Source organism: Streptomyces sp. RP5T (genome assembly GCF_003933965.1).
GTDB lineage: Bacteria > Actinomycetota > Actinomycetes > Streptomycetales > Streptomycetaceae > Streptomyces.
The window spans coordinates 23,100-29,425 of sequence record NZ_RSAJ01000042.1 but is presented as its reverse complement, the minus strand read 5'-3'; the positions used below and the strand labels follow the sequence as shown (position 1 = coordinate 29,425).

The 6,326-nt window shown below is 73.2% G+C and carries 6 protein-coding genes; 5 read left to right on the top strand and 1 reads right to left on the bottom strand.

The window, feature by feature from the left end:
* The first annotated feature begins 16 nt into the window (after positions 1-16).
* The 5 genes from EHS43_RS07360 to EHS43_RS07340 all read left to right on the top strand — a co-directional run bounded on the left by EHS43_RS07360 (position 17) and on the right by EHS43_RS07340 (position 4,486).
* Positions 17-316 carry a (2Fe-2S)-binding protein gene (locus EHS43_RS07360; protein ID WP_125189718.1) on the top strand — a complete coding sequence of 100 codons (300 nt, stop codon included), beginning with the start codon at positions 17-19 and terminating at the stop codon, positions 314-316.
* Positions 309-1,775 (top strand): NAD(P)/FAD-dependent oxidoreductase, encoded by a 1,467-nt coding sequence (locus EHS43_RS07355; RefSeq protein WP_260470429.1) that lies wholly within the window; start codon positions 309-311, stop codon positions 1,773-1,775. Before EHS43_RS07360 ends, EHS43_RS07355 begins: the two co-directional genes overlap by 8 nt.
* Positions 1,772-2,668, top strand: a complete 897-nt coding sequence (locus tag EHS43_RS07350; protein ID WP_125189717.1) for a dihydrodipicolinate synthase family protein — start codon at positions 1,772-1,774, stop codon at positions 2,666-2,668. Before EHS43_RS07355 ends, EHS43_RS07350 begins: the two co-directional genes overlap by 4 nt.
* A gap of 34 nt (positions 2,669-2,702) precedes the next feature.
* The gene (locus EHS43_RS07345; protein ID WP_125189716.1) at positions 2,703-3,704 is read left to right on the top strand and encodes a proline racemase family protein; all 1,002 of its coding nucleotides are present in this window, start codon (positions 2,703-2,705) and stop codon (positions 3,702-3,704) included.
* Between the two features lie 80 nt (positions 3,705-3,784).
* Positions 3,785-4,486: a GntR family transcriptional regulator gene (locus EHS43_RS07340; protein ID WP_125189715.1), complete on the top strand. Its 702-nt coding sequence runs from the start codon at positions 3,785-3,787 to the stop codon at positions 4,484-4,486.
* A gap of 47 nt (positions 4,487-4,533) precedes the next feature.
* On the opposite strand, the gene EHS43_RS07335 is transcribed toward EHS43_RS07340, so the two are convergent.
* Positions 4,534-6,006: a cellulose-binding domain-containing protein gene (locus tag EHS43_RS07335; RefSeq protein WP_125189714.1), complete on the bottom strand. Its 1,473-nt coding sequence runs from the start codon at positions 6,004-6,006 to the stop codon at positions 4,534-4,536.
* Positions 6,007-6,326: the final 320 nt, after the last annotated feature.

Sequence of the window (6,326 nt, the reverse complement as noted above, 5' to 3'; positions counted from 1 at the left end):
ACTCCCGGGAGGCCTCGTGAATCCGCTGGAGCTGGCGCGCGCCGAGCCCGGCCCCGCCTTCACCGTCACGCTCGACGGGCGGGACATCGAGGTCCTGCCCGGACGGACCGTCGCCGCCGCGCTGTGGGCGGCGGGGATCACCTCCTGGCGCACCACCCGGGGCGAGGGCCGCCCGCGCGGGATCTTCTGCGGCATCGGCGTCTGCTTCGACTGCCTGGTGACCGTCAACGACCGCCCCAACCAACGAGCTTGCCTCGTGACCCTGCACCCGGGCGACGCCGTCCGCACGCAGGAGGGAACGGGCCACGATGAGTGAACCGAGCCTGGCGGTGATCGGCGCGGGTCCGGCCGGGCTCGCCGCCACCCTCGCGGCGGCCGCCCGCGGCATCCGCGTCACGCTGATCGACTCGGCGCCGGAGGCCGGCGGACAGTTCTTCCGGCAGCCCGCGCCGGGACTCGGGGCCCGTCGCCCCCAGGCCCTGCACCACCAGTGGCGGACCTGGGAGAGGCTGCGGGACGGACTGCGCACCCATGTGCGGGCAGGCACCGTAAGCCACTTGACGGACCATCACGTCTGGTTCGTCGAGCGCCGGGACACCGCCGGACTGACCGTGCACGCCCTCACCGGCCCCGAGCAGGAGGAACCTGCCGAGGTGCGCGCCGACGCCGTTCTCCTCGCCACCGGGGGTTACGAGACAGTGCTGCCCTTCCCGGGCTGGACCCTGCCCGGTGTCGTCACCGCGGGCGGGGCGCAGGCCATGCTCAAGGGCGGGCTCGTGCTGCCCGGCCGTACCGCCGTCGTCGCCGGGACCGGACCGCTGCTGCTGCCCGTCGCCACCGGACTCGCCGCGGCGGGCGCGACGGTGGCCGCGCTGGTGGACTCCGCCGACCCGGCGTCGTTCGTACGGCGGTCCCGGGCGCTGGCCGCCCGGCCGGACAAGGTGGCCGAAGGCGCCCGGTACGCGGGGCTGTTGCTGCGGCACCGGGTGCGGACGCTCCTCCACCACACCGTCGTGGAGGCGCACGGCACCGAGCGGCTGGAGGCCGTGACGGTCGCGGCTCTCGACCGGGAAGGGCGGGTGCGCCCGGACACACGCCGGCGCCTCGTCTGCGACACCCTCGCCGTGGGTCACGGCATGCTGCCGCACACCGACCTCGCCGACGCGCTGGGCTGCCGCGTCGACGGGACCGACGTGCACGTCGACGACGAGCAGCGCACCGACGTGCCGGGGGTGTGGGCGGCGGGCGAGACCACCGGCATCGGCGGCCTGGCCCTCTCCCTCGCCGAGGGCCACATCGCCGGGCGGTCGGTCGCGGCACGGCTGGCCGGGCGGGCACCGGACCCGGGCGAGTGGGCGGTCGCCGCGCGGGCCCGGGACCAGCTGCGGGCCTTCTTCGCCGCCGTCGACTCCGTGTACGCGCCGCCCGCGCACTGGGCCGAGCAGGTCACCGACGAGACGGTGGTCTGCCGCTGCGAGGAGGTGTCGGCCGGCGCCGTGCGGGAGGCGGTGCGGGAGCTGGGGGCCGGTGATCTGCGGACCGTGAAGCTGCTCACGCGGGCCGGGATGGGCTGGTGCCAGGGCCGGGTGTGCGGGCCCGGGGTGGCCGGAGTCGCCGGGTGCGCCGGGACCCCGGGCCGCAGGCCCTTCGCGCGCCCGGTGCCCCTGGGCGTGCTGGCGCGGGCCGGAGAGACCGAGGGCCCGGGGAGGCCCGACGCCCACCCTCAGGATCAGGACCAGTGCAATGTCACACCCTATGGAGAGGAACCCGTATGACCACCACCGACCTCCATCCCTGGCGCGGTGTCCTCGTCGCCACCGCCCTTCCGCTGAACGACGACCTGTCCGTGAACCACGAGAGGTACGCCGAGCACTGCGCCTGGCTGGTCGAGAACGGCTGCGACGGTGTCGTACCCAACGGCTCGCTGGGCGAGTACCAGGTACTCACGCCCGAGGAGCGGGCCAAGGTCGTGGAGACGGCCGTGGCGGCGATCGGCGGCGAGCGGGTGATGCCGGGGGTCGCCGCGTACGGCTCGGCGGAGTCGCGCCGCTGGGCCGAGCAGGCGCGCGACGCGGGCTGTGCGTCCGTGATGCTGCTGCCGCCCAACGCCTACCGGGCCGACGAGCGGTCGGTGCTCGCGCACTACGCCGAGGTCGCGAAGGCGGGCGTGCCGATCGTGGCGTACAACAACCCCATCGACACCAAGGTCGACCTCGTCCCCGAACTGCTCGCGAAGCTGTACGGCGAGGGGTGCATCCGCGCGGTCAAGGAGTTCTCCGGTGACGTCCGGCGCGCCTACCAGCTCGCCGAACTCGCCCCGGAACTGGACCTGTTGATCGGTGCCGACGACGTACTGCTGGAGCTGGCGCTCGCCGGGGCCAAGGGCTGGGTGGCCGGTTACCCGAACGCGCTGCCGACGTCGTCGGTCGAGCTGTACCGGGCCGCCGTCGGCGGGGACCTGTCCACGGCGAAAAGGCTGTACGAGCAGTTGCACCCACTGCTGCGCTGGGACTCCAAGGTCGAGTTCGTGCAGGCGATCAAGCTGTCGATGGACATCGTGGGCCGGCACGGCGGAAGGTGCCGGCCGCCGCGGGTCCCGCTGCTGCCCGAGCAGGAGGCCGTGGTGCGGGCCGCCACCGAGAAGGCGGTCGCGGCCGGACTCGTGTGAGCCTCGTACCGTCCCTTCGACCACCAGGAGCGCCATGCGCAGCAAACTCGTCCTGCACGCCGTCGACTCGCACACCGAGGGCATGCCCACCCGCGTGATCACCGGCGGGATCGGCACGATCCCGGGCGCGACCATGAACGAGCGGCGGCTGTACTTCCGTGAGCACCGCGACGACGTCAAGCAGCTCCTGATGAACGAGCCGCGCGGGCACGCGGCGATGAGCGGCGCGATCCTCCAGCCGCCGACCCGCCCCGACTGCGACTGGGGTGTCGTCTACATCGAGGTCTCCGGCTATCTGCCGATGTGCGGGCACGGCACGATCGGGGTGGCCACCGTGCTGGTGGAGACCGGGATGGTCGAGGTCGTCGAGCCCGTCACCACGATCCGGCTCGACACCCCGGCGGGGCCGGTCGTCGCCGAGGTCGCGGTGGAGGACGGCAGGGCGCGGCACGTCACGCTCCGGAACGTGCCGTCCTTCTCCGTCGCCCTGGACCGCGCCGTCACACTGGCCGACGGGCGGACGGTGACATACGACCTGGCGTACGGCGGCAACTTCTACGCCATCCTGCCGCTGGAGCAGTTCGGGCTGCCCTTCGACCGGGAGCGCAAGGACGACATCCTGAAGGCGGGGCTCTCCCTCATGGCGGCCGTCAACGCCGAGGAGGAGCCCGTCCACCCCGAGGATCCGTCCATCCGCGGCTGTCACCACGTCCATCTGCTCGCGCCCGGTGCCACCGCCCGGCACTCGCGGCACGCGATGGCCATCCATCCGGGCTGGTTCGACCGCTCCCCCTGCGGCACGGGGACGAGCGCGCGCATGGCCCAGCTCCACGCGCGCGGTGAACTGCCCCTGCACACCGAGTTCGTGAACGAGTCCTTCATCGGGACGCGATTCACCGGCCGGCTCCTCGGCACCACCGAGGTGGCGGGCCGCCCCGCCGTGCTGCCCAGCTTCACCGGACGCGCGTGGATCACCGGCACGGCCCAGTACCTGCTCGACCCGACCGATCCGTTCCCGGCCGGTTTCGTCCTGTGAACACCGCGACCGCGCGCCCCGCGGGCACTGCGACAATGGGCCGTGTCACATGACATTGCACAGCCCCTAGGAGAGGTCCCATGACCGCCCAGCGACCCAGCGCCCCCGCCGCTCCCGCCCTGCCCGTCCTGGGCGGCAAGAGGAGCAGCTACCGGGAGCGGGTCGCCGACGCCCTGCGGGCCGCGCTGATCGCGGGCGAGCTGCTCCCGGGTCAGGTGTACTCGGCGCCCGCGCTCGCCGCCCGCTTCGGTGTGTCGGCCACGCCGGTGCGCGAGGCCATGCTCGACCTCGTCAAGGAGGGCCTGGTCGACACCGTCCCCAACAAGGGCTTCCGGGTCACCGCGGTCTCCGACCAGCAGCTCGACGAGTACACCCACATCCGCTCGCTCATCGAGATCCCCACCGTCGTGGAGCTGGCCTCGACCGCCGACCCGGTCTCCCTCGAGGCGCTGCGTCCGGCCGCCCGGGAGATCGTCCAGGCGGCGGTGTCCGGCGACCTCATCGCGTACGTCGAGGCCGACACGCGCTTCCACCTCGGCCTGCTCGCGCTCGCGGGCAACGCGCACCTGGTCGAGGTGGTCGGCGACCTACGCAAGCGGTCACGGCTCTACGGCCTCACCCCGCTGGTCAGGTCCGGCCGTCTGCTGGCCTCGGCCGAGGAGCACCTCGAACTCCTCGACGCGCTGATCGCCCGCGACGAGAGGGCGGTCCACGAGGTCATGACCCGGCACATCGGGCACGTCCGGGGACTGTGGGCGGCGAAGCAGCACGGGGAGAAGTAGCGCGGCCGGAAGCGGCGCCCGCGGGGCGCCCCGGTCCCTCGCAACCGTCAGGACTTCACGCACTCCCGCCCGTTGAGGGTGAAGTCGTACGCCGGGGCGTTGCGGCTCTGCCAGGAGGCGAGGAAGCCGACGGAGAGCGAACCGTCCGCGGGGACCGACCTGTTGTAGTCGGCGGCGGTCGCGGTGACCTTCGCCCCGCTCTGGGTGAAGTCCCCGTCCCACATCTGCGTCACCTTCTGGCCGTCCTTGAAGGACCAGGTGACCCGCCAGTCGTCGAGCGCCTCGGTGGTGGTGACGGTGACCTCGGCCTGGAAGCCGTCGGGCCACTGGTTGACGAGGGAGTACTCGACCCGGCAGGCCGGCGGGGCGCTCTCGCTGGGTTCCGGGTCCTCGGCGCCCGCGGAGGAGGTGCCCTGGGGCTCGGGGTCGGAGTTCTGCGCGCCCGTGGACTCGGACGGGTTCCCCGTGGGCGTCCCGGGGGTCTTCGCCGAGCCGGGCGCCCGCGAAGTGGCGTCGGGGACGGACGAGGTGGGGTTGGACACCGGCTCGCCCTCGGTGGAGATGCCCGGTTTGGCGGCGCCGTTCTTCATGTCGTCGCCGGGCATCATCGAGACGGCGAGGGCGAGCAGGGAGACGAGGACGGCGGCGACGAGGAGTCCGTTGCGCACGACCTTCGCCTTGTGCGCGCCGGGGTTCGGCGGTCCGCTCTCCAGTGCCGGCGGGCGTCCGGCACCGAGGCGCACCTCGGCGGCCCGGCGGCGGCGCTCCAGATACGCGAGTCCGCCCCAGCCGATCACCCCGCCCGCGAGGGCCGCGGGCAGGCCGCCGCCGTGCAGCCGAAGACACGCGGCGGCCTCCGCGCACTGCTGGCAGCGCGCGAGATGGCGGGAGAGGTCCTCCGGGGTCTCACCGGAGGTGGAGCGGGTGACGGCGTCCAGCAGCCGGGCGTAGCTGCGGCACTGCGCGTCCATCGGCATGTCGAGGTGGTTGCGGTGGCTGCGGTCCCGGAACAGGCCGCGCACCTGCGCGAGTTCGTCGCCCACGGTGGCCGGGTCGAGTCCGAGCCGGCGGGCCACCACGGGCAGCGGCAGCGACTCCACCTCGGCCAGCCACAGCAGTTCGGCGTCCGCCGGCTGCAGATCGCGCAGTCCGCGCAGGGCGATGGGGCGTTGCAGCGGGGGGCCGGTGTAGCGGGCGGCCTTGTCGGAGTTGAGCCACAGACGCAGGTCGGGGTCGAGCCGGTGTCCGAGGCCCTGTGTCTCCCAGTCCGCCGCGGTGACGCGAACGGCGGTGAGCAGCAGGGGTATTCGGGGCAGCCGGGCCGTGCGGCGGCCGGCGCCGCGGACCGCGGCCTCCGCCTCGCGGGCCTCGCGCATGCCCAGGGAGAATGCCTCCGTGGCCAGTTCGGTGGCGGCGGTGGAGCCGGCCGTGCACAGATCGGCGTACGACAGCACGGCATCCCAGCACTCGGAGAACAGCGCGGCCTCGGCGGCGTCCTGGGGGGTCGGCAGGTCGGGCATGGGTCTCCTGCATCAAAAGCGAGGTCAACTCGCCAGACTGGCAAAGGAGTTGGGGGGAACCTCGCGGCAGGACAGGAGCCTTTCACGTCTCCCACACAACTGACAAGCAGGCTATTCAAATCGGTTACCGAGGGTTCGGTCCAGCCCCGCACGGCACAGGGCCACACGGCGTCACTCCGTTGTGTACGGACCGGAAGCGGGAACGTATCAATCCCGCCACACAAGAACCAGCCGTGACGGAAAATACGCCCTGCCCGGGCAGGACATGCCACCGCTCCGGGCAGCCGCGGAGGCCGCCCGGAGCGGGATGTCGTACGGGA

Coding starts and splice junctions, on each gene's coding strand:
- EHS43_RS07335 (WP_125189714.1), bottom strand. CDS start 6,006: ATGCCCGACCTGCCGACCCCCCAGGACGCCGCCGAGGCCGCGCTGTTC.
- EHS43_RS07340 (WP_125189715.1), top strand. CDS start 3,785: ATGACCGCCCAGCGACCCAGCGCCCCCGCCGCTCCCGCCCTGCCCGTC.
- EHS43_RS07345 (WP_125189716.1), top strand. CDS start 2,703: ATGCGCAGCAAACTCGTCCTGCACGCCGTCGACTCGCACACCGAGGGC.
- EHS43_RS07350 (WP_125189717.1), top strand. CDS start 1,772: ATGACCACCACCGACCTCCATCCCTGGCGCGGTGTCCTCGTCGCCACC.
- EHS43_RS07355 (WP_260470429.1), top strand. CDS start 309: ATGAGTGAACCGAGCCTGGCGGTGATCGGCGCGGGTCCGGCCGGGCTC.